The sequence below is a fragment of the Steroidobacteraceae bacterium genome (genome assembly GCA_041395505.1).
Classification (GTDB): domain Bacteria; phylum Pseudomonadota; class Gammaproteobacteria; order Steroidobacterales; family Steroidobacteraceae; genus JAWLAG01.
On record JAWLAG010000001.1, the window covers coordinates 381384 to 400925 of the forward strand.

The window sequence follows — 19542 nt, forward strand, 5'->3', positions numbered from 1 at the left end:
AGCGCACATCTGCGCCGTTGGCGCTAGAGAATGTACCGCGACAAATCCTCATCCTGCGCGAGCTTGCCCAGGTGCGCATCGACATAAGCGCGATCGATGACGATCTCCTCGGTGCCCCGGTTCTCGGCGTCGAAGGACAGCTCCTCGAGCAGCCGCTCCACGACGGTGTGCAGGCGCCGCGCGCCGATGTTCTCGGTACGCTCGTTCACATCGCTTGCGATCTCGGCGATGCGCCGAACGCCTTCGGGCGCGAATCGCAGCCGCAGGTTCTCGGTGGCGAGCAGCTCGCGGTATTGATCCGTGAGCGATGCATCCGGTTCGGTCAGGATGCGCACGAAGTCCTCGACCTTGAGGGAATCGAGCTCGACGCGGATCGGGAACCGTCCCTGCAGTTCAGGAATCAGATCGGACGGTTTGGAGACATGGAATGCGCCCGATGCGATGAACAAAATGTGGTCGGTCTTGACCTGGCCATACTTGGTAGCGACCGTGCAGCCCTCCACGAGGGGCAGGAGATCGCGTTGCACGCCTTCGCGTGACACGTCGGTGCCCAAGGTTTCGCTACGGCGCACGACCTTGTCCATCTCGTCGATGAACACGATGCCGTTCTGCTCGGCATTCGCCAGGGCGCGCATTTTGAGTTCGTCTTCGTTGACGAGTTTCGCGGCCTCTTCCTCCACCAGCAGCTTCAATGCGTCGGCGATGCGCAGTTTGCGCGAACGCGTGCGACCACCGCCGAGGTTCTGGAACATCTGCTGCAGCTGCTGCTGCATCTCTTCCATGCCCGGTGGTGCCATGATCTCGACACCCATCGGAGTGGACGAGAGTTCGATGTCGATTTCCCGATCGTTGAGTTCACCCTCGCGCAGTTTCTTGCGAAGCTTCTGCCGGGTGTCGGCATCGCGCGGCTCACGCGGCTCGTCCGTGGAGAATCCCATGGCCTTGGGACGTGGCAGCAGCGCATCGAGCACGCGCTCCTCGGCGGCATCGGCAGCGCGCTCGCGCACTTTCTCGATGGCCTCTTCGCGAGTCATCTTGACGGCGACATCGACGAGCTCCTTGATGATGGACTCGACATCGCGACCGACGTAGCCGACCTCGGTGAACTTGGTCGCCTCGACCTTCACGAAGGGTGCGTTGGCAAGGCGCGCGAGCCGGCGAGCGATCTCGGTCTTGCCGCAGCCCGTGGGCCCGATCATCAGGATGTTCTTGGGCGTGATTTCCTGGCGCATCGGCTCGGCGACCTGCATGCGACGCCAGCGATTGCGCAGGGCGATCGCGACGGCTCGCTTCGCAGCAGCCTGGCCGACGATGTGGCGGTCGAGTTCGGTGACGATCTCTCTGGGTGTGAGCGCTGTCAATGCAGTTCTTCGATGACGGTGTTGGCGTTGGTGTAGATGCAGATCTCGGCAGCGATCTGCAGCGATTTTTCGACCACGCTGCGCGCATCGAGTTCGGTGTTCTGCATGAGCGCCCGCGCGGCGGCCTGTGCGTAGGGACCGCCCGATCCGATGGCGACCAGGTCGTGATCGGGTTCGATGACATCGCCATTGCCCGAGATCACCAGCAGCTTGTCGCGATCGCCCACCAGCAGCAAGGCTTCGAGCCGTCGCAGGTAACGGTCTGATCGCCAATCCTTGGCGAGTTCGATGGCGGCGCGCGTGAGGTTGCCGTACTTGTCGAGCTTGCTTTCGAAGCGCTCAAATAGCGTGAAGGCATCGGCCGTACCGCCAGCGAAGCCGGCCAGCGCCTTGCCATTGGCAACGCTGCGCACTTTGCGCGCCGTGCTTTTCATGACGGTATTGCCGAGCGTGACCTGGCCGTCGCCGCCGAGTGCCACGGCCCCATTGCGGCGTACGCCGACGATAGTCGTGCCATGAGGATCGAAAATCTGGCTCATTTCCTGCGTGCTCGAGGGTGGGATTTGTCGTAGATGCGGGCGAGATGCTGAAAATCAAGATGCGTGTAGACCTGGGTGGTGGAGATACTGGCATGGCCAAGCATCTCCTGCACCCCGCGCAGGTCCTGGCTTGACTCGAGCACATGGGTCGCGAAGGAGTGGCGAAAGAGGTGCGGATGCACCTTGACAGCGACACCCCGCTGGCGCGACCACTCGGCGACGCGCAGCTGCACCGACCGTGCGCTGATGCGCTTGCCACGGCGCGAGAGAAACAACGCCTGCACGTCGGCTGCGGTCAGCGTACCGCGTACGCGCAGCCAGCGCGTGACCGCCTCGCGCGCCGCTCGCCCAACCGGAACGATACGCGTCTTGTTGCCCTTGCCGGTGACGCGCACCGTACCGTCCTTCAGGTCGACGTCGTTGCAATCGAGTGATACGAGCTCGGCCAGGCGCAGGCCGGATGAGTACAGCAATTCCATCATCGCCAGGTCGCGTTGCGCGAGTGGTGAACTTGCCTCGCCACCCAGGAGCCGGGCCATCTGGTCGACATCGAGCGTTGCGGGCAGCCGCTTGCGATCCTTCGGTGCGCTGATGCCAACCGCCGGATTGTTCGGAATATGGTGCTCGCGCAACAGGTAACGCATGAAGCTGCGCACGGCCGACAGCCGGCGCTGAATGCTTCGCGGCGCAAGTCCGGCCGAGTGCGAGGCGGCTGCGAAGATACGTATGTGCTGGCTGTCGAGGTCGCGCCATCGCTTGAGGTCGCGCCGCTCACAATACCCGCGCAGTGCGTCGATGTCGCGCGCGTAGGCTTCGAGGGTGCGTCGCGAATAGCGCCGCTCGGTGCGCAGCGAGGCGAGGAAACGGTCAATCCAGTCGGTCGCGCCGGATTGCATGGCGCTCGAAGCGGCGGATCAGCGCCGCGACAGGGCAGCGCCAGTCAGCGCGGCGATGCGCGCCAGGAACTCCGTGCTCATGCCGGGGTTGAAGCGCGCCGGGTCGGGACTGCCGAGCGCCAGCAGAGCGCGGCCCTGCGGCAGTATGATCGGAACGAGCGCCATCGAGGCAATGTCCTCGGCCTCTGGGCCGAACAGAAAGCGTCGCTGGCTGTCGCGGGCCTGGCCGCAGCGCGGTTTGCCGGTCTCGAGCAGATTGGCGAAGCTTTGCCAGTCGCGATCCTCCGGCGGCACCAGCTGCACGAAGCGGCCATGATCTCCGGGAACCAGCGGCGCGATGCCCTCGGGCAGTACCAGCGCGGCGTGGAACGCACCGAAATCCTCGCGCAGCGATGCCTCGATGACCGCGACGGTCGGGGCGAAACCATCGGCCCGCAGGAGCCGCAATGTGAAATTGTGGATCTTGTCGGTGAGCTGTTCGTTGGCGCGGGCGACGCTCACGAACTCGCCGATACGTTTCTCGAGAGCGCCATTGCGGTTACGAAGGACATCGACCTGGCGTTCGATCAAGGACACCGTGGCCGTGCCGCGCTGATGCGCGAGGCTCATGCGCATCAAGGTGTTGGGGTGGCGTTCGAAGAAATCCGGATGCGTATCCAGGTAACCGGCGATGTTTTTCTCATCACCCGCCTCGGTGGCGAGGCCGCGTGCCGTATTGGTGCTCATGCGCCCTATTGTACTCTCTCGCGAGCGCGCATTCAGATCTCGACGGAGCCCGTGTAGACAACTTCGGCCGGACCCTCCAGCCAGATCGAGTGGCCTGGTCCGCGCCAACGCACCTGCAGCCGCCCACCGGGCAGGTCAACGGCGACGCTTTCGGAAAGGCGCGCATGGCGTTGCCCGACGGCCACAGCGGCGCATGCGCCGGTGCCGCAGGCGCGCGTCTCGCCGGTGCCGCGCTCGAAGACGCGCAGGCGAATGTGCTCGCGATCGACGATCTGCATGAAGCCTACGTTGACGCGTTGCGGGAACTGGCTGTGTCGCTCGATGGCCGGACCCAATCGATCGACCGGCGCCGTGTCGATGTCGGGCACGGTCAGGACCGCATGTGGATTGCCCATGGATACCGCGCCCAATTCGATTTCCGCGCCGTTGACGTTGACGACATAGACATGTGCCTCGGCGGACGCGAGGAATGGCAATGCGGATGGCGCGAAATTCGGTTCCCCCATGTCGACACTGACGACGCCCGGCGCGATCAGCTCGGCGCGCACGATCCCGGCGGGACTGTCCATGGCCAACATGCCGCTCGCCTGCACGCCGCGCCTGCGCAGCAGCTCGGCGATGCAGCGCGCGCCGTTGCCGCATTGTTCGACTTCGCCGCCGTCGGCGTTGACGATGCGATAGTAGATGGCCGTGTCGGCACGGCGCGGAGGCGCAAGCAGCAGCGCCTGGTCGAAACCGATGCCGGTGTGCCGGTCCGCGAGGCGCTTGAGCACCGCGGCCGGAGGCAGCGGCTCGCCGGATTTGACATCCATGACGATGAAATCGTTGCCGATGCCGTGCATCTTGGTGAACTCAACCCGCATCGGCGGCAGCTCCACTGTGCCCGAGGCGAACCCGGTCCCGCCAGATGCAGCGGTCCATGACCACGAACATGCCGCCCGACCGTGCACGCTCCGTCGCCTCCTCGTCGATGACGCCGTCCTGCAACCACAGTGCGGGAAAGGCGAGGTGCAGGCACTGCGACACGATGTCGGCAACGTGTTCAGGGCGGCGAAAGACATTCACGATATCGATGGCGCCGAACCGGGATTGCGTCGTTGCGGCGGCCGCGAGATCCGGGTAGCAGGTTTCGCCCAGCAGGGTGCCGCCATGAGGTGTCACCGGCACGATGCGGTAGCCGAGCGATTGCATGCCCAGCGCGACCTGGTGGCTCGGGCGGCTGCTGTCGGCGGACAGTCCGACGACGGCGATGCGATGCGCCTTGCCGAGGAGCGAGCTAATGGCATTGAAATCGGGATTGGTAAACATGCGCCGTCCTCGGCATAGTGTAGCGCTCCGGCAGGATGCACCGCATGCCTTACACCATCGTCCTCGAGCCGCTCGGCAGGGAATTTCCCGCGGGCGGTGCCGCCAGTGTGCTCGATGCCGCGCTTGCCGCAGGCATCAACCTGCCGCACAGCTGCAAGTCGGGCCACTGTGGGTCCTGCCGCGCGCGCATCGTCAGAGGCCGCGTGGGCTATCCGCGGACCCGTCCGCCAGGATTGACCGCGCAGGAGGCAGAGGCCGGCATGGCGCTGCTGTGCCAGGCGCGAGCAGAGTCGGACCTGCGTATCGAGGCGCGCCAGATCGAGACGATGAGCGAAGTCGAGATCAAGTCGCTGCCGTGTCGAATCGAATCGCTCCGACCCCTGGCCAGGGACGTCATGCAACTATGGCTGCGCCTGCCGGCCGTCGAGCCATTGCATTTCCGGGCGGGTCAATACCTCGACATCATCCTGGATGATGGCCGGCGGCGCAGTTTCTCGATCGCAAGTCCGCCGCATGATTCGCGGCTGCTCGAATTGCATGTAAGGCGCGCGGCCGGAGGCCGGTTCAGTCCGCAGCTGTTCGGCGAACTTCGCGCCGGTGCGTTGCTGCGCATCGAGGCGCCGCTCGGCCAGTTCTATTATCGCGATGCGACGGCGCCGCTTCTGCTGATAGCTGGTGGCACCGGCTTTGCGCCATTGAAGTCGATCCTGAGGCACGTCAGCGAGACCGGTATCGAGCGCGACGTCCTCCTGTACTGGGGCGTGCAGCGCCCGGAGGATCTGTACGACGGTGAATTCATCGCCGCGCAGCTCTCGAGGGGCAGTTGTTTTCGATTTCAACCCGTATTCAGTGCGGCGGCCGCCGATGGCACGGATCTGCGACGCGGGTTCGTGCACGATGCCGTGCTCGAGGATCTGCCCTCGCTCGAGGAATACGATTGCTACGCCGCCGGACCGCCCGCCTTGATCGAAGCACTGCGACGGGAGTTCCCGGCGCGCGGCCTGTCGCCGTCGCGACTCTATTTTGATTCTTTCGATTATGCGCCGGACGCGGCGCGCAGCTGAAGATGCAAACGGCTGCGCAGGTCGCGCTGCGTCGTGGTCATCGCCGTGATGTCCAGCATCAACTGCCGGTCGGTCAGCGACTGACGTATGCCCAGTGCGTTGCGATGCAGGTATTCGGCAACACGCAGGGCCTGGGCCGAGAAGCCGCTCGCCCATTGTGCAAGCGCGGGATCGACGCTCGCCGCGACGGCGCTTGCGACTGCAACCTCGATCGATAGCCGCGCTGCGTCGCTCGCCAGGAGCTCCCGCGCGGCGCGATGCGAACCGGCAGCGGCGAGCACATGGCCGTACTCGCGCTCGATGATCTGGTCGATGCGCTCGTTGAGCGCGGCGACCGAAGGGCACTCGCAGCGCGCATCGGGGAACAACAGGGCGAGCGGCGCCCAGGCACGCATGGTCTCGCAGGCCCAGCTTTGCACGGCTGCCAACAGGTCGTCGTAACGTGTCAGTTGCGCCACGCGACCGAGCAACTCGCTGCGTTCGGCCGCGCCCATGCCAGGCGCGATGCGGCTCAGTTCGATTTGTGCCGATTCGAGCAGCTGATGGATCAGCGGTCCGCGTTCGGCGGCGCGCAGGGCGGTGGCGGACATCGAGACTCCCAGAACAAGGGCGAATCATCGATGACGGCCGGCGGGCTGTCGTTGATCGTAGTCACAGCTTACCTGTGACCAGATTCTGTCAAATGCGGAACCGTTGCCGCAGGTCGCCCGCCATGCGCCGGCTGACCGCAAGTCGCTGATCACTCCCGCGCAGGCGCACGAAACATCGGCCATCGGCTTCGCGTTCGATGGCCTCGAGCCTGCGTACGTTGACCAGCGCGTTGCGGTGCACGCGCACGAAATCGGCACCGAGTTCCTGCTCGAGCGAACGCAGGGAATCCTCGATCAGGTCTTCCCCGTGGTCATGCCTGACCGTGGTGTATTTCTGGTCGGCGTGAAAATAGGCGATTTCATCGAGCGGAATCAACCGCATGCTGTCGCGGTGGCGCACCGGAATATGGGTGCGCCGTTCGACGAAACGGGCGGCATGCGCTGCCTGGTTCAACTGCGGGCGCGTCAACCTGGCCGCCTGGGCAAGTGCTGCGCGCAGCTTCTCGCTGCGTATGGGCTTGACCAGGTAGGACACGGCCTGCGCATCGAAGGCTTGCAGCGCGTATTCATCGAATGCCGTCGTGAATATCACGGCCGGCGGTTCCTTCAACGCTGCGATGCGACGCGCGACTTCGAGACCGTCGATGCCGGGCATGCGGATATCGAGCAGCACGATGTCCGGCATCACATCGTCGACCAGCTCCAGGGCATCCGCGCCGTTGGCGGCACTGCCGACCAGCTCCGCTTCGCTGATCTCGCCGATCATGCTCGCCAGCCGCTCGCGCGCCGGCGCTTCGTCATCGACGATGAGGACCTTGTAGGTCATGCAGTGACCGGCTGATCGGTGACCAGCGGGAAACGCAGTGTGACGATGTACTGCTCGTCGAACTTGCCGGCTTTGACGGTGGCACGTTCGCCATAGACAAGCGCCAACCGCTCGCGAATATTGGCGAGCGCGAGGCGATTGCCCTCGCGCATGATGGCGCCATCCGGCACGGGGTTACGAACGACGATGGTGATGAGCCCGTTCGCCAGCTCGCCGTTGACGCTTACCGTACCGCCGTCCGGTCGCGGCTCGATGCCGTGATAGATGGCGTTTTCGAGCAGTGGCTGCAGCATCAGCGACGGCACGACGGCCGCACCGGGCAGGGCATCGAGCTTCCACTCGACGCGCAGACGCTCGCCGAGACGCAATTGCTCGATGCGCTGGTAAATGCGCGCGACTTCGATCTCGTCGCGCAGCGTGATCTGGTTGCGCTTGTCCGACAGGTTGGCGCGAAAGAGGTCGGCGAGATCCTGCACGGCATCTTCGGCGCGCGCCGGGTTCGAGCGCGTGAGCGCGGCGATGGTGTTCATGCTGTTGAACAGAAAATGCGGGCGGATGCGGGCCTGCAGGGCGTGCACTCGCGCCTGCGCCTGCAGTTCGACATTGCGGCGCCACTCGTGGGTGATGTAGTAGTAGCGCAGCGCGAGCGCAGTGACTATGCAGCCGATGACCATGTTGCGCACCACGAACGAGGCATGTTGCGCGGGAAACAGGCCGCCAAATTCTGCCGGGCCGACCAGACCGCTGTTGCCGAGTCGCCAGGTGAGCTCGGAGATGACACCGACCAGGGCGGTCATGGCGCCGAGTGCGATCGTGGTGCCGGCGGCCACGCTGTGATGGCGCAATCGCGGCCGCAGCCAGCACAACAGCGCGGCGCCTGCGAGGCCAAGCCAAAGCAGGAACATCGAGGTGCGCGCAAGATCCGTCCAGAAGCCGAGCAGGGTATTGTCGCGGGCGACAGTCAAGGTGAGTGCCGTGACTTCGACAATCAATACCACGGCGAGGACCATGCGACCTGCGCAGAAATCCGGCAGATAGTCGCAACTGCCGGGCTCAGCCGCGACCGGCCGCGGCTTCATGCAGTGCCATCCTCGCCGGGATCGTGGAAGAGCGGTTCCTTGAGTCGATAGAGCGCCGAGATGTCCTCGTCGCCATAACCCTCGCGGATGAGTGCCTGGTACTCGGCCAGGACTTCTTCGACGACAGGCAGTGTCGCACCATGTGCCGCCGCCATGTCGCGGCAGATGCGAAGATCCTTCTCGTGCAGGCGCACGCGAAAACCGGCCGGGTATTCACCCTTGATCATGAACGGCGCACGGTGCACGAAATACCAGGACGAGCCCGCGCCCTTGCCGAGCGTGTCCACCAGAGTTTCGAGCGGCAGCCCTTCGGCACGCGCAAAGGCCATCGCCTCGGCGACCGCGCGGATGATGCCGGCGCACATGATCTGGTTGGTGGCCTTGGCGGCCTGGCCGCTGCCTGCCGGTCCAAACCAGCGCACGGTCTTGCCCATGGCGGCGAGCACCGGCTGGGCGCGCTCGAAGCTCGCGCGATCGCCGCCGGCCATGATCGCCAGTGTGCCAAGGCGCGCGCCTTCCGTGCCGCCGCTCACCGGGCAGTCGAGAAATGCGATGCCGTAGGCGCCGAGCTCGGCCGCAGCACGCACGGCGGTCTGCCGGCTCACCGTCGAACAATCGATGACGATGCCGCCGCGCGGCATTTCCTTCGCAATACGCGCAACGAGCGAGAGCACGTCGCCGTCGCCGCCGACGCACATGACGATCAGTTCGCAGTCGCGGGCCAGGGCCTCGACCGATGCGGCGATGGGGCTCGCCGTTTCCTTGCGAAATTCCTCGGCGCGCGCGGCACTGCGGTTGTAGGCGAGATGCAGCAGGCGGGCGTTGCGGAGGTTATGCGCCATGTGAAAACCCATGGCGCCAAGACCGATGAAACCGACTTTCATGGCGGGGGAAGTGTCGGTGATTCCGAAGGCGCGCGCCAGTGGCCTGGGCGCAGGCACTGGCAGGCGGCTACTTGCGCGATTGCGCGCAGAGGCTGTCGACGTCGGCTTTCGCCTGAAGGCGGACCTTGTCGGCCTCGGCGTCGCTCAGGAACTGCTTCTGGCCATCGGCCAGCGTGCGGTAGATGCGCCGGGCCTGAAGGGACTTCTCGTAGCGCTCACGCGCCTGTTTGCACTGTTCGGCACGCGTGCGGGCGAGGTCGGCCTGCACGGTCTGCTGGGTCTGGCGCTCCTGCAACTGGCCGCCGATCTGGCCGGCCGTTTCGGTGAGTGCGCCGCGATTGGCGGCATTGCGCGCGGCGGCGACTTCCGGGTCGCGGCGCTTGAGGCTCGACCCCTGGACCAGCTCGGCGCCCTCGACGGGACGATCGCTGTAGTGCACGCGGCCGCTGTCGTCCACCCAACGGTAGATTTCAGCATGCACGGCCGATAGCGGCAGTGCAACGCACAGCGCGGCTGCAAGCATTAGCGAACGCGGCTTGATCATGCGCGGAAGTATCACCCGAATTGCCCCGTAACCCGTGGTGCCAAGTCACAGCCATCCGATCCCGGCTGCGAACTGTTGCCATTATGCCAGCTGTTAAATGCTCGTTGCGAGACCGCGCGGCAGAGTGTGCGCCATTTCGCACTATACTCGGCAGATTAGGTACAAAGCGGTGGCGCGCGGGGCATTTAGGCTCCTTGCCGTGGCCGCAGGAGGAGACAGCGCAGATGAAGCCAGGCATCGACGAACTGGCGCGACGACTCATCGAGTCGCTGCCGCCTGCCTTGCGCGACCTGCAATCCGACATCGAGCAGAATTTCAAATCCGTATTGCGCGCCAATCTCGGCCGCCTCGACCTGGTCGCCCGCGACGAATTCGAAGCGCAGAGCAAGGTGCTGGCGCGCACCCGGGAAAAGCTCGAAACCCTGAGCGCGCGACTTGCAGAACTCGAGGCACGCATGCAGGAGCGCGCCAAGGACTGAGTCGCACTAAGCGCCGCTGCACGGCGCGCGGTGATTGCGCCTGAGCGATGGCCATCGCGACGCTCAATTGCCGCGCGCAGGTGGGCCTTGCCGCACCGCCGGTGCAGGTCGAGACCCACATCGGCAGCGGACTGCCGTCGTTTTCGATCGTCGGCCTGGCGGCCACCGCGGTCAAGGAGAGCAAGGAGCGGGTGCGCTCCGCCATCGCAAGCAGTGGCTTCGAATTTCCCGCCGGCCGCATCACCGTCAATCTGGCACCGGCGGATCTGCCCAAGGAAGGCGGGCGCTTCGACCTGCCCATCGCGCTCGGTGTGCTGCTCGCTTCCGGGCAGCTCGAGGCGCAGGGCGTCGACGACTGCGAGTTCTATGGCGAGCTGTCCCTCAATGGCGAATTGCGTGCGGTACGCGGGCTGTTGCCGACCGCCCTGCAGGCACGCGATGCCGGTCGGCGGCTGGTGACGCCGCTCGCCAATGCGCGCGAAATCGCCCGCTTCGATTGCGCCGTGGCGCATGGCGCTTGCGATCTAATCGCCGTTTGCCGCTTTGTCGCAGGCGCGAACGATGCGTTGCAGGTCGCGCTGGCCGATGCGCAATCGACGCCTCCCGGACCGTCTGCAACAGTGAGTCTCGCCGATGTTCGCGGCCAGGCCATCGCCAAGCAAGCACTGCTGATCGCCGCGACGGGCGGCCACAGCCTGCTGCTGTGTGGCGCGCCGGGCGCTGGCAAGAGCATGCTCGCCGAGCGCCTGCCCGTCCTGCTCCCGGCACTCGGCGAGGGCGAAGCGCGCGAAGTCGCGCTCATCAATTCCGTCGCGGGCCTCGAGCCGCCCGCCGGCCGCGGCCGGCCATTTCGCAATCCGCACCATAGCGCTTCGGCGAGCGCCATCGTCGGTGGTGGACCGCGTGCGCTGCCGGGCGAGATCAGTCTCGCGCACCATGGCGTGCTCTTCCTCGATGAACTGCCGGAGTTCGACCGCCGCGTACTCGAGGCGCTGCGCGAGCCGCTCGAGCGCGGCACGGTGAGCATCGCCCGCGCCGCACTCAGGGCAGTCTATCCGGCACGATTCCAGCTGATCGCCGCGATGAATCCCTGTCCCTGTGGCTATCACGGCGATACCCAGCGACGCTGTCGATGTTCGGCGGCGCAGCTTGCCCGCTACGCCGCCCGCCTGTCCGGGCCCCTGCTCGATCGGATCGACATGTCGGTCTGGGTTCAGGTGCCGGTGGACGACGAGCTCTTCCAGACGAACGCAACGCCAAGCACACCGGACTCGAGCCTGCGCGAGCAGATCAAGAACGCGCGCGAGCTGCAGTGGCACCGCCAGGGATGTCTCAATGCGGCGCTCGACGTGACGCAGCTAGCCGAACATGCGCCGCTCGGTCGCGACTGCCTGCAGTTGCTGCGACGCAGCCGGGCCAAGCTGCGCTACTCGGCGCGAAGCCTTCATCGCATCCTGCGTGTTGCGCGCAGCGTTGCCGATCTGGCCGGCGAGAACGTGCTCGCTGCCGCACATATTGCCGCGGCACTGCAACTGCGCCGGGCTTTTCTGCCAGCGCAGGCGGAGGGTGGAACCGACGCCGCTAGCGCGCCTTCCCCGCCAGAAAGTCGACAGTCGCCTTGATCAGGTCGTCCGACAGATCGACGCGGCCGCCCTTGGCGGGCATGACGCCGGCCGAGCCGGTAAAGCCTTCGAGGGCATGCTTGTAGAGCGTGGCATTGCCCTGCGCGAGCCGCGGTGCCCAGGCAGCACGGTCGCCCACCTTGGGCGCGCCGCCGATGCCCTGCGCATGGCAGGTGCTGCAAGCCGCGTCATAGACCTGTTCGGGCGTTTCGAGCTTGGGCGCGGAGGGCGCCGCGCCTGCGCTCGGCGCTTCGATCTTGAGTGCGGAATTGTCCTGTCCGGCAACGGCAATACCGACGGGTGGCTTGATGCGCGCAGCAACCTCGGCAAGGTAGACCGGATCGGTGAGCACCTGCTGGCCCTGGCGATTGGCGCCGACCGCACGCGCGATGCCCCAGATGACGAACATGATGGTCACCAACATCGCGATGACCGCACTGAAGATATTGAAAAACTGCGAGTCCTGCTTGCTCACGGTATGCCGCCATTCAGCCGTTTGTGAAGGGCCCACGCCCCAGCCACACATTATACCAATATGGCGCGCCCGACTGGATTCGAACCAGTGACCCCTGCCTTCGGAGGGCAGTACTCTATCCAGCTGAGCTACGGGCGCGGGGGCGGCAATTCTACCCGAGCGCGCGTGATCCGGTTACAGGCCGTTGCCCTAGAGCCAGCCGCGGCGCTTGAAATAGATGACCGGCAGGATAGCCGAGACGGCCATGATCCCTAAAGTCATGCCGAAGCCCCAGTGCGTCTGCGACCAGGGCAGGTGCGCGAAATTCATGCCGAAAATTGCGCCGATTACCGAGGGTGGCAGGAGGACCACGGTTGCCACCGAGAAGATCTTGAGGATGTTGTTCTGATCGAAGTTGATCATCCCAAGTGTAGCGTCGAGGATGAACGCGAGCTTGTTGCCAAGGAAGCCGGCGTGGTCCGCCATCTGGCTGACGTCGCGGCTCACCACGCGCAGGCGCGACAGCACATCCTGCGGCAGCGGCACGAGCGAGTTCTGTTGCGCGAACACGAGCAGGCGCCCGAGACTCCCCAGGCTTTCCCTTGCCTTCGAGATGAGCTCGCCGCTCTGGCCGACACGCGCCAGCACGTCTTCGTAGTCGGGGCGAACCCTGCGCCCGTCGCTCGCCGCAAAGATTTCCTTGCTGATGCCATCGAGATCGCTGGCGGCGCGCTCGATCACATCGGCGATGCGGTTGACGATCGCTTCCATCAGGGCTGCGAATACGCTGCCCGAGGTATTGATGCCGCTTGCACCGCGCTCGAGCTGCGCGGCGAAGCGCCGGAACGGCAGCGGATCGACGTAGCGGTTCGTGACCAGAAAGCCGTTGCCGAGTATGAAGGTAACCTGCGCGGCTTCGGGCAGGTCTTCGTCAAGACGCGTGACCAGGGTCGCCGTCATGTAGAGCGCGCCGTTTTCGTCGTAGAAGCGGCTGGAGGGTTCGATCTCGCGCATCTCTTCGCGCGTCGGCACATCGATGCCGAGGCCATTCTCGACCAGCGTTTCGTCCTCGCTCGTGGGCTCGAGCAGATCGATCCATACCGCGCGGTGTTGCGAGATGGCGCTCGCGACGTCGGCTTCGCGGCTGATGCCGTGGTGGCCGCCCGTGTAGACGCTCAGCACCGGGCACCCGGCTGCGAGCGATTGGCTGCCAGATTGTCCGTAAAGCTTACCGGCTCAGCGCTGTTTTTCTGCCGCTGCCAGATCGTTCAGCAGTGTCAGCAGTTCGGCATGACCGCCTGCCATGCCGACATCGGTCTTGTACTTGCCGTTGACGATGATGTCCGGGACGCCTGTGACGCTGAAGCGACGCGTGACCTGGTCGGCGCGCTGCAGCTCGGTATTGACAGCGAATGAGTTCGCCGCATCGCGGAACGCTTTGGGGTCGACACCGAGGCCGGCGAGAAACTTCGCCTGCACATCGACGCTGTCGGCCTCGTTGTTGCCCAGCAGGCTGTTGCCCTGGCGATGGATGGCATCGAACACCTTGCCATGGAGTTCATCGAGCTTGCCGAGCGCCTTCAGTGCATAGAAGAGGCGCGCATGGGCGCGATGCGCCGGGCCCCAGATGACCGGTACGCGCGTGAACTCGACATACGAGGGCTTGCTTTTCGCCTTCCAGTTCTCGAGGAAAGGGTCGAGCGCATAGCAGTGGCTGCAGCCGTACCAGAACACTTCCAGCACTTCGACCTTGCCGGGTGCGGCCATGGTCGGTTGCGCCGGACTGATCGGCTGGTAATTGACACCGGCCTTCCAGCGTCCGTTCGGCAGGCGATCCTTTGCGGCGGGCGCGGTCAAGGCTGCGAGCGGCGCCGAATCGGCGGTCTGCTCCTCGCCCGTGGTTTCCTCAACGGCTGCAGCGGCGCTCGTCTCGGCGCTGCCGGCTGTGTTCGCCGGTTCGGCGGGTGCCGCAGCGGCGCTCTCCGGCGGGGCTTCGCTGCTACCCGCGGCGGCTGGTGCCGTGGCGGCCTGCTCGGTATTGCGACCGCACGAGGATACGGAGTAGGTGGTGAGCAGTACGGCAATGGCCGTCAGCACTATACGGTAGCTCATCGTACGCGATTCCTTCACCAGTTGACGGCGGATGCCGGTTTAGCGCATGCCCTGGATGTATGAAGCGACGTCGCGGATGTCTTCGGCGGTCATCGCCGCGGCAATGGTGTTCATCATGGCGCCATTGCGGCTTTGATGGCTTTCGCCATTCTGATCGACATAACGCGCGTTCGCGGCATACGCCCGGAGCTGCTTGACGGTGTAGACAGCGTACTGGGCCCGAAGTGCCGGATATCCAGCCCCGGGATTGCCGCGGCCAACCGGACCGTGACAGGCAACACAGGCCGGCACCCCTTTGCCCGGATTGCCCGAGCGGTAGAGCTGCTCACCGGCCTTCCAGTAGGAAGGGTCCGCCTCGAGCCCCTGGGGAGCGAGCGCGGAGTAATAGGCGGCCAGGTCGTCGATGTCCTGGTCGGACAATGCGGCGGCCTGCGGTGCCATGTTCGGTTCGTAACGTTGGCCGCCGCGAAACAGGTGCAACTGCTCGCGGATGTAGGAGGCGTTCTGGCCGGCCAGGTTGGGCCAGTCGGGATTGACACTGTTGCCGTTCAGGCCATGGCAGGCGACACAGGTCGCGGCCTTCGCGGCACCGGCTTCGGCCGAGCCATCGGCCATGACGGGCGAGGCCGCGGCCAGCGCCAACAACACAAGCAGCGAAACGGACGAGCGTTGCATGGGACTCCCTGGATGCAAAACTTGAGGCAAGCGCCGAATTGTACACTAGGGGCTGCCAGGGCCAGCCCGTCCGCACGAGTCGCCAGTGAGCCAGTACCCGCATGCCCGATTCCTGACCAGTGCCGCCGCAGCCCGGCAATTCCCGCCTGACGTGGGCGCCGAGATTGCGCTCGCCGGGCGCTCCAATGCCGGCAAGTCGAGCGCCCTGAATGCCATCAGCGCACGTCGCTCGCTCGCGCGCACCGGCAAGACGCCCGGGCAGACGCGGCTGTTCAATTTCTTCGAGTTCGAACCGGGTCTGCGTATCGTGGATCTGCCCGGCTACGGATATGCCGCTGGCGCGCACGAGGAAATCGGCCGTTGGAACGAGCTCGCGGCGCGTCTGCGCGAACGCCGCTCACTGGTCGGGATGATGCTGATCGTCGATGCACGCCGTGGCCTCGCCGACGCGGATCTCGGCATGATCGAGTATGCCGATCCGCTGCGGCGCGCAGTGCATGTGCTCCTTGGCAAGAGCGACAAGTTGTCGCGCGGCGCCGCGGCCAGTGCCCTGCGGGCAGCCGAGCGGCAGCTCGGCGATCGCGCGACGGTGAGTCTGTTCTCTGCGCTGAAGCGCCAGGGTCTCGACGAGGCACGTGCGGCGCTTGCGATGATGTGTTCGCGCGCCACCCAAAAGAAAGCCCCGGAGGTGTGAACCCCCGGGGCCCAAGTTTACCCGGCACAGGTCTCGTGAACCGGGCCTTGCCCGCTCAGGGAGGGAAGCGGGGAGCACACGAGGTGCTCAGCAAGTTAGATGCGCGGACCGGCGCCGAGTTCCAATTGAAGTGTCAAAAAATATTAATTGATATCAATGGGTTGATCCGCCGCCTGTCGCGTGGGCGCTACAGAAAGGTGTAGAGCAGCGAGACGCTCACGAGGTCGGCTCCGTTGGTGTTCTTGACGTCGAAGGACTCGTACTCGAGCCGTGCCGCGAGGCTGCCGAAATGCAACTGCCCGCCCAGGCCCCAGGCGAAGTCCGTGCCGTTGTCATCAAGGTTCGTGACGGTGACGCCGCTCGTGGCGAGCTTGGTTTCCCAGCGCGCAAGGCCGCCTTTGGCATAGAGGTCCACAATCGGCAAGGGCAGATAGGCGACGGCAAAGGCCGCGACTGCGCGTGCATCCGCCGACAGCCCGAAGCTGCCAAAATTCACGGCGTCCGATCCAAGGTCCATGTAGCTCGCTTCGACACCGAAGCTATCGAGCAAGCGCATGCCGGCGATGATTTTGTAGCTCGTGTCCTTGAAGTCGAATTGATCGAGCGTGCCGTCGAGCTTCGACTGTGTGATGCCAGCGCCGAGATAGAAGCCGTTGTCCGCTGCATTCACCAGTGCCGGCGCAGCGCCAGCGAGAAGTGAGAGTGTTGCGAGGGCAATACGTTGCATGGTGTTTCCTCCAGGTCCTGATGGCCAGTAGGCCAGCAAAGGCGCGATTGGTTCCATGAACCATGCACGCTGTCGCCGGAGGGAGACGATTGCGCACCGCGCAACACGGAACGTCGCCGCGCAATGGACTGCAATTGCAGTCGTGGTTCATCGGTGGTTCAGTTTCGCGGGCGAGCGCGATGCCGCCACGGGAGCGCGCCGCTAGTGCGCCTCGTCCCAGTTCGCGCCAGTGCCGACGTCGACCTTCAGTGGCACCGCAAGCTGGGCCGCGCCACTCATGGCCGCGGTGACCGCCGCGCTCACGCGCTCGAGCTGTGCCTGCTCGACTTCGAGCACCAGCTCGTCGTGCACCTGCATGATGAGCGCTGCATGAGCGGCGCAGTGCTCGTTGATCCACCGGTCGACCGCGATCATCGAGCGCTTGATGATGTCGGCGGCTGTGCCCTGCATGGGTGCGTTGATGGCGCTGCGCTCGGCGTATTGTTGCATGGCGCGGTTACGCGAGCGGATGTCGGGCAGATAGAGCCGTCGGCCGAATACCGTCTCCACGAAACCCTGCTCGCGCGCCTGCTCGCGCGTTTCGTCCATGTAGCGTTTGACGCCCGGGTAGCGATCGAAATAAAGGTCGACGTATTGTTGCGCGGCACTGCGTTCGATGCCGAGCTGGCGCGCGAGACCGAATGCCGACATGCCGTAGATCAGACCGAAGTTGATCGCCTTGGCAGAGCGGCGTTGCTCGGCACTCACCTGTTCGGGCGCCACGCCGAAGACTTCCGCCGCGGTTGCCTGATGGACGTCGCGATCCTCCGCGAATGCCCGCGTCAGGCCCGGATCGCGAGACAGATGCGCCATGATGCGCAATTCGATCTGCGAGTAATCGGCCGCGAGCAACACCCGCCCCGGCGGCGCGACGAAGGCCTGGCGTATGCGCCGGCCCTCCGGTGTGCGGATCGGAATGTTCTGCAGGTTCGGATCGGTCGATGACAGGCGCCCGGTCTGGGCAACGGCCTGGTGGTAGGACGTGTGGACGCGGCCGGTGTCCGGATTGACCTGCAGCGGCAGCTTCTCGGTGTAGGTGGAGCGAAGTTTCGCGAGTCCGCGATACTCGAGAATGAGCCGCGGCAGCGCGTAGTCGCCGGCGAGTTCCTCGAGCACGTCCTCGGCTGTCGATGGCTGGCCCTTCGGTGTTTTGCGCAGCACCGGCAGGTTGTGCTTCTCGAAGAGGATGTGCTGCAGCTGCTTTGGCGAATCGAGATTGAAAGGCTGGCCGGCTTCCGCGTGCGCCGCGTGTTCGATTTCCACGAGGCGCTTGGCGATTTCGCTGCTCTGGCGGCGCAGCATGTCGGCATCGATGAGTACGCCGCGGTGCTCCATGGCGAGCAAGACGGGCACCAGCGGCTGCTCGATCTCGAGATACAGATCGCGGACGCGCGGCAGGCTCTCGAGCTGCGGCCAAAGCTGCCGATGCAGGCGCAGCGTGATGTCGGCATCCTCCGCCGCGTATCGGGCGGCGGTATCGATATCGACCTGGTTGAATCCAATCTGCTTGGCGCCCTTGCCGGCAACGTCCTCATAGTGAATCGTGGTCACGCCGAGGTAGTGCGCGGCCACCGAATCCATGTCGTGCCGGGTCGCGACGCTGTTCCAGACATAGGACTCGAGCATGGTGTCGAACGCCATGCCACGCAACGCAATACCGTGGTTCGCAAGCACGTGTGCGTCGTACTTGAGGTGATGACCGACCTTGCGCAGCCGCTCATCCTCGAGCAATGGCTTGAGTTTTGCGAGCGTCTGCTCGCGATCGAGTTGCGGCGGTGCACCTGGGTAATCGTGGGCAAGAGGCAGATAGGCTGCCTGTCCCGGCTCGATTGCAACCGACAGTCCAACGATACGCGCCTGCATGTAATCGAGGCTCGTCGTCTCGGTATCGAAGGCCACGAGCCCGGCGCCCTGCAACCGGGCGATCCAATGGTCGAGTTCGCTCGCCGAGAGGATGGTCTGATAGTCGATCTCCTGCGGTGCGTCGGGCTTGACGACGGGCGTCGCGCTGGCTGGCGCTGCGCTCATGGCGCCGGCCGCCGCGGCCACCTCGCTCGCCGCGCCCGCGCCATCGAGCTGGCGCAACAGGGAGCGCAGCTCGAGCCGCGTATACAGCGCGCGCAGTTTCGGGACATCCGCCGTGCCGCGTTCGAGTGAAGCGGCATCCTCGGTGAGATCAAGATCGGTGCGGATGCGCGCGAGCTCGCGCGAGAGCGCCAATGTGTCGAGACCCGCGCGCAGGTTCTCGCCCACTTTGCCCGTAATCTCCGCGGCGTGTTCGACGATGGCATCGAGCGTGTGGTATTGAGCGAGCCATTTCGCCGCCGTCTTGGGACCCACCTTCGGGATGCCCGGAATGTTGTCCGAGGTATCGCCGACCAGCGCCAGGTAGTCGATGATCTGCTCGGGCCAGACGTCGAACTTGGCCTTGACGCCAGCGCGATCGAGCACGGTGTTGCTCATGGTGTTGATCAGGGTGACGTGCTCATCGACCAGCTGCGCCATGTCCTTGTCGCCGGTCGAGATGAGGATCTTCTGCCCGCTTGCGGCAGCACGCCGGGCCAGCGTGCCGATGACGTCGTCCGCCTCGACGCCACCGATGCGCAACAACGGCAATCCCTGCGCTGCGATCGCCTGCAGCAATGGTTCGATCTGGGCGCGCAGGTCATCCGGCATCGGCGGTCGATGTGCCTTGTAGGCGGCGAAGATGTCGTCGCGAAAGGTTTTGCCCGGCGCATCGAAGACGACCGCGATACGGCGCGGTTGGTAGTCAGCGAGAAAACGCTGCAGCATGTTGAGAACGCCGAATACCGCGCCGGTCGGCTCGCCCTGCGAGGACGTCAATGGCGGCAGTGCGTGAAAGGCGCGATACAGGTAGGACGAGCCGTCGATCAGCACCAGGTCGTAGGAAGCGTCGGTCATG

21 protein-coding genes and 1 tRNA gene are annotated in these 19542 nt (G+C 65.1%); 4 read left to right on the forward strand and 18 right to left on the reverse strand.

Features of this window, described 5'->3' with window-relative positions:
- Positions 1-23 precede the first annotated feature (23 nt).
- From hslU to R3E77_01780, 6 genes are read right to left on the reverse strand one after another with little or no spacing between them, the layout of a single operon-like run.
- Complete coding sequence (gene hslU / locus R3E77_01755) at positions 24-1361, reverse strand: ATP-dependent protease ATPase subunit HslU (GenBank protein MEZ5498134.1); 1338 nt, start codon at positions 1359-1361, stop codon at positions 24-26.
- A complete protein-coding gene (gene hslV / locus R3E77_01760) occupies positions 1358-1900 on the reverse strand; it encodes an ATP-dependent protease subunit HslV (protein ID MEZ5498135.1) in 543 nt (180 codons plus the stop codon). Before hslV ends, hslU begins: the two co-directional genes overlap by 4 nt.
- Entirely contained in the window at positions 1897-2796 is a 900-nt protein-coding gene (xerC, locus tag R3E77_01765; GenBank protein MEZ5498136.1) for a tyrosine recombinase XerC, read from the reverse strand. Before xerC ends, hslV begins: the two co-directional genes overlap by 4 nt.
- 18 nt (positions 2797-2814) lie before the next feature.
- Positions 2815-3522, reverse strand: a complete 708-nt coding sequence (locus R3E77_01770) for a DUF484 family protein (protein MEZ5498137.1) — start codon at positions 3520-3522, stop codon at positions 2815-2817.
- 32 nt (positions 3523-3554) lie between these two features.
- Positions 3555-4385 carry a diaminopimelate epimerase gene (gene dapF / locus R3E77_01775; GenBank protein ID MEZ5498138.1) on the reverse strand — a complete coding sequence of 277 codons (831 nt, stop codon included), beginning with the start codon at positions 4383-4385 and terminating at the stop codon, positions 3555-3557.
- Positions 4375-4830, reverse strand: coding sequence for a CoA-binding protein (locus tag R3E77_01780; protein ID MEZ5498139.1), 456 nt, complete (start codon positions 4828-4830; stop codon positions 4375-4377). The genes dapF and R3E77_01780 overlap by 11 nt, the downstream gene beginning before the upstream one ends.
- 44 nt (positions 4831-4874) lie before the next feature.
- On the opposite strand from R3E77_01780, the gene R3E77_01785 reads away from it, so the two are divergent.
- Entirely contained in the window at positions 4875-5894 is a 1020-nt protein-coding gene (locus R3E77_01785; protein ID MEZ5498140.1) for a 2Fe-2S iron-sulfur cluster-binding protein, read from the forward strand.
- On the opposite strand, the gene R3E77_01790 is transcribed toward R3E77_01785, so the two are convergent.
- The 5 genes from R3E77_01790 to R3E77_01810 all read right to left on the reverse strand — a co-directional run bounded on the left by R3E77_01790 (position 5867) and on the right by R3E77_01810 (position 9817).
- Entirely contained in the window at positions 5867-6484 is a 618-nt protein-coding gene (locus R3E77_01790) for a hypothetical protein (GenBank protein MEZ5498141.1), read from the reverse strand. The two genes, R3E77_01785 and R3E77_01790, sit on opposite strands and share 28 nt — an antisense overlap.
- Before the next feature lie 88 nt (positions 6485-6572).
- Positions 6573-7310, reverse strand: coding sequence for a LytTR family DNA-binding domain-containing protein (locus R3E77_01795; GenBank protein ID MEZ5498142.1), 738 nt, complete (start codon positions 7308-7310; stop codon positions 6573-6575).
- Positions 7307-8389 carry a sensor histidine kinase gene (locus tag R3E77_01800; GenBank protein MEZ5498143.1) on the reverse strand — a complete coding sequence of 361 codons (1083 nt, stop codon included), beginning with the start codon at positions 8387-8389 and terminating at the stop codon, positions 7307-7309. The genes R3E77_01795 and R3E77_01800 overlap by 4 nt, the downstream gene beginning before the upstream one ends.
- Complete coding sequence (locus tag R3E77_01805; GenBank protein ID MEZ5498144.1) at positions 8386-9273, reverse strand: NAD(P)-dependent oxidoreductase; 888 nt, start codon at positions 9271-9273, stop codon at positions 8386-8388. Before R3E77_01805 ends, R3E77_01800 begins: the two co-directional genes overlap by 4 nt.
- Before the next feature lie 67 nt (positions 9274-9340).
- The gene (locus R3E77_01810) at positions 9341-9817 is read right to left on the reverse strand and encodes a DUF4124 domain-containing protein (protein ID MEZ5498145.1); all 477 of its coding nucleotides are present in this window, start codon (positions 9815-9817) and stop codon (positions 9341-9343) included.
- Between the two features lie 224 nt (positions 9818-10041).
- On the opposite strand from R3E77_01810, the gene R3E77_01815 reads away from it, so the two are divergent.
- Both R3E77_01815 and R3E77_01820 read left to right on the forward strand, forming a co-directional pair.
- Entirely contained in the window at positions 10042-10296 is a 255-nt protein-coding gene (locus R3E77_01815; GenBank protein ID MEZ5498146.1) for an accessory factor UbiK family protein, read from the forward strand.
- A 47-nt stretch (positions 10297-10343) separates the two neighbouring features.
- Positions 10344-11918: a YifB family Mg chelatase-like AAA ATPase gene (locus R3E77_01820; protein ID MEZ5498147.1), complete on the forward strand. Its 1575-nt coding sequence runs from the start codon at positions 10344-10346 to the stop codon at positions 11916-11918.
- Here the strand turns inward: R3E77_01820 and R3E77_01825 are convergent.
- The 5 genes from R3E77_01825 to R3E77_01845 all read right to left on the reverse strand — a co-directional run bounded on the left by R3E77_01825 (position 11878) and on the right by R3E77_01845 (position 15159).
- Positions 11878-12393 (reverse strand): c-type cytochrome, encoded by a 516-nt coding sequence (locus R3E77_01825; protein MEZ5498148.1) that lies wholly within the window; start codon positions 12391-12393, stop codon positions 11878-11880. The two genes, R3E77_01820 and R3E77_01825, sit on opposite strands and share 41 nt — an antisense overlap.
- Positions 12394-12454: 61 nt before the next feature.
- Positions 12455-12531: transfer RNA gene (locus R3E77_01830), tRNA-Arg, on the reverse strand.
- Between the two features lie 51 nt (positions 12532-12582).
- Complete coding sequence (locus R3E77_01835; protein ID MEZ5498149.1) at positions 12583-13554, reverse strand: magnesium transporter CorA family protein; 972 nt, start codon at positions 13552-13554, stop codon at positions 12583-12585.
- A gap of 54 nt (positions 13555-13608) precedes the next feature.
- Positions 13609-14484, reverse strand: a complete 876-nt coding sequence (locus tag R3E77_01840; protein ID MEZ5498150.1) for a thiol:disulfide interchange protein DsbA/DsbL — start codon at positions 14482-14484, stop codon at positions 13609-13611.
- Positions 14485-14523: 39 nt separating this feature from the next.
- Positions 14524-15159 (reverse strand): c-type cytochrome, encoded by a 636-nt coding sequence (locus R3E77_01845; GenBank protein MEZ5498151.1) that lies wholly within the window; start codon positions 15157-15159, stop codon positions 14524-14526.
- An 85-nt stretch (positions 15160-15244) separates the two neighbouring features.
- Here R3E77_01845 and yihA point away from each other — a divergent pair, with 85 nt between their 5' ends.
- Positions 15245-15853 (forward strand): ribosome biogenesis GTP-binding protein YihA/YsxC, encoded by a 609-nt coding sequence (gene yihA, locus R3E77_01850; protein MEZ5498152.1) that lies wholly within the window; start codon positions 15245-15247, stop codon positions 15851-15853.
- 187 nt (positions 15854-16040) lie between these two features.
- On the opposite strand, the gene R3E77_01855 is transcribed toward yihA, so the two are convergent.
- Positions 16041-16580 carry a porin family protein gene (locus R3E77_01855; protein ID MEZ5498153.1) on the reverse strand — a complete coding sequence of 180 codons (540 nt, stop codon included), beginning with the start codon at positions 16578-16580 and terminating at the stop codon, positions 16041-16043.
- A gap of 201 nt (positions 16581-16781) precedes the next feature.
- On the reverse strand, positions 16782-19541 hold the full coding sequence (gene polA / locus R3E77_01860; GenBank protein MEZ5498154.1) for a DNA polymerase I: 2760 nt from the start codon (positions 19539-19541) through the stop codon (positions 16782-16784).
- Position 19542 lies beyond the last annotated feature (1 nt).

Excerpts from the sequence above, each read along its gene's own strand:
- R3E77_01785 (MEZ5498140.1), top strand. The coding sequence starts at position 4,875 with ATGCCTTACACCATCGTCCTCGAGCCGCTCGGCAGGGAATTTCCCGCG.
- R3E77_01770 (MEZ5498137.1), bottom strand. The coding sequence starts at position 3,522 with ATGAGCACCAATACGGCACGCGGCCTCGCCACCGAGGCGGGTGATGAG.
- R3E77_01840 (MEZ5498150.1), bottom strand. The coding sequence starts at position 14,484 with ATGAGCTACCGTATAGTGCTGACGGCCATTGCCGTACTGCTCACCACC.
- xerC (MEZ5498136.1), bottom strand. The coding sequence starts at position 2,796 with ATGCAATCCGGCGCGACCGACTGGATTGACCGTTTCCTCGCCTCGCTG.
- R3E77_01790 (MEZ5498141.1), bottom strand. The coding sequence starts at position 6,484 with ATGTCCGCCACCGCCCTGCGCGCCGCCGAACGCGGACCGCTGATCCAT.
- R3E77_01855 (MEZ5498153.1), bottom strand. The coding sequence starts at position 16,580 with ATGCAACGTATTGCCCTCGCAACACTCTCACTTCTCGCTGGCGCTGCG.
- R3E77_01820 (MEZ5498147.1), top strand. The coding sequence starts at position 10,344 with ATGGCCATCGCGACGCTCAATTGCCGCGCGCAGGTGGGCCTTGCCGCA.
- R3E77_01845 (MEZ5498151.1), bottom strand. The coding sequence starts at position 15,159 with ATGCAACGCTCGTCCGTTTCGCTGCTTGTGTTGTTGGCGCTGGCCGCG.
- R3E77_01800 (MEZ5498143.1), bottom strand. The coding sequence starts at position 8,389 with ATGAAGCCGCGGCCGGTCGCGGCTGAGCCCGGCAGTTGCGACTATCTG.
- R3E77_01795 (MEZ5498142.1), bottom strand. The coding sequence starts at position 7,310 with ATGACCTACAAGGTCCTCATCGTCGATGACGAAGCGCCGGCGCGCGAG.
- R3E77_01810 (MEZ5498145.1), bottom strand. The coding sequence starts at position 9,817 with ATGATCAAGCCGCGTTCGCTAATGCTTGCAGCCGCGCTGTGCGTTGCA.
- R3E77_01780 (MEZ5498139.1), bottom strand. The coding sequence starts at position 4,830 with ATGTTTACCAATCCCGATTTCAATGCCATTAGCTCGCTCCTCGGCAAG.
- R3E77_01815 (MEZ5498146.1), top strand. The coding sequence starts at position 10,042 with ATGAAGCCAGGCATCGACGAACTGGCGCGACGACTCATCGAGTCGCTG.
- hslV (MEZ5498135.1), bottom strand. The coding sequence starts at position 1,900 with ATGAGCCAGATTTTCGATCCTCATGGCACGACTATCGTCGGCGTACGC.
- polA (MEZ5498154.1), bottom strand. The coding sequence starts at position 19,541 with ATGACCGACGCTTCCTACGACCTGGTGCTGATCGACGGCTCGTCCTAC.
- R3E77_01805 (MEZ5498144.1), bottom strand. The coding sequence starts at position 9,273 with ATGAAAGTCGGTTTCATCGGTCTTGGCGCCATGGGTTTTCACATGGCG.
- dapF (MEZ5498138.1), bottom strand. The coding sequence starts at position 4,385 with ATGCGGGTTGAGTTCACCAAGATGCACGGCATCGGCAACGATTTCATC.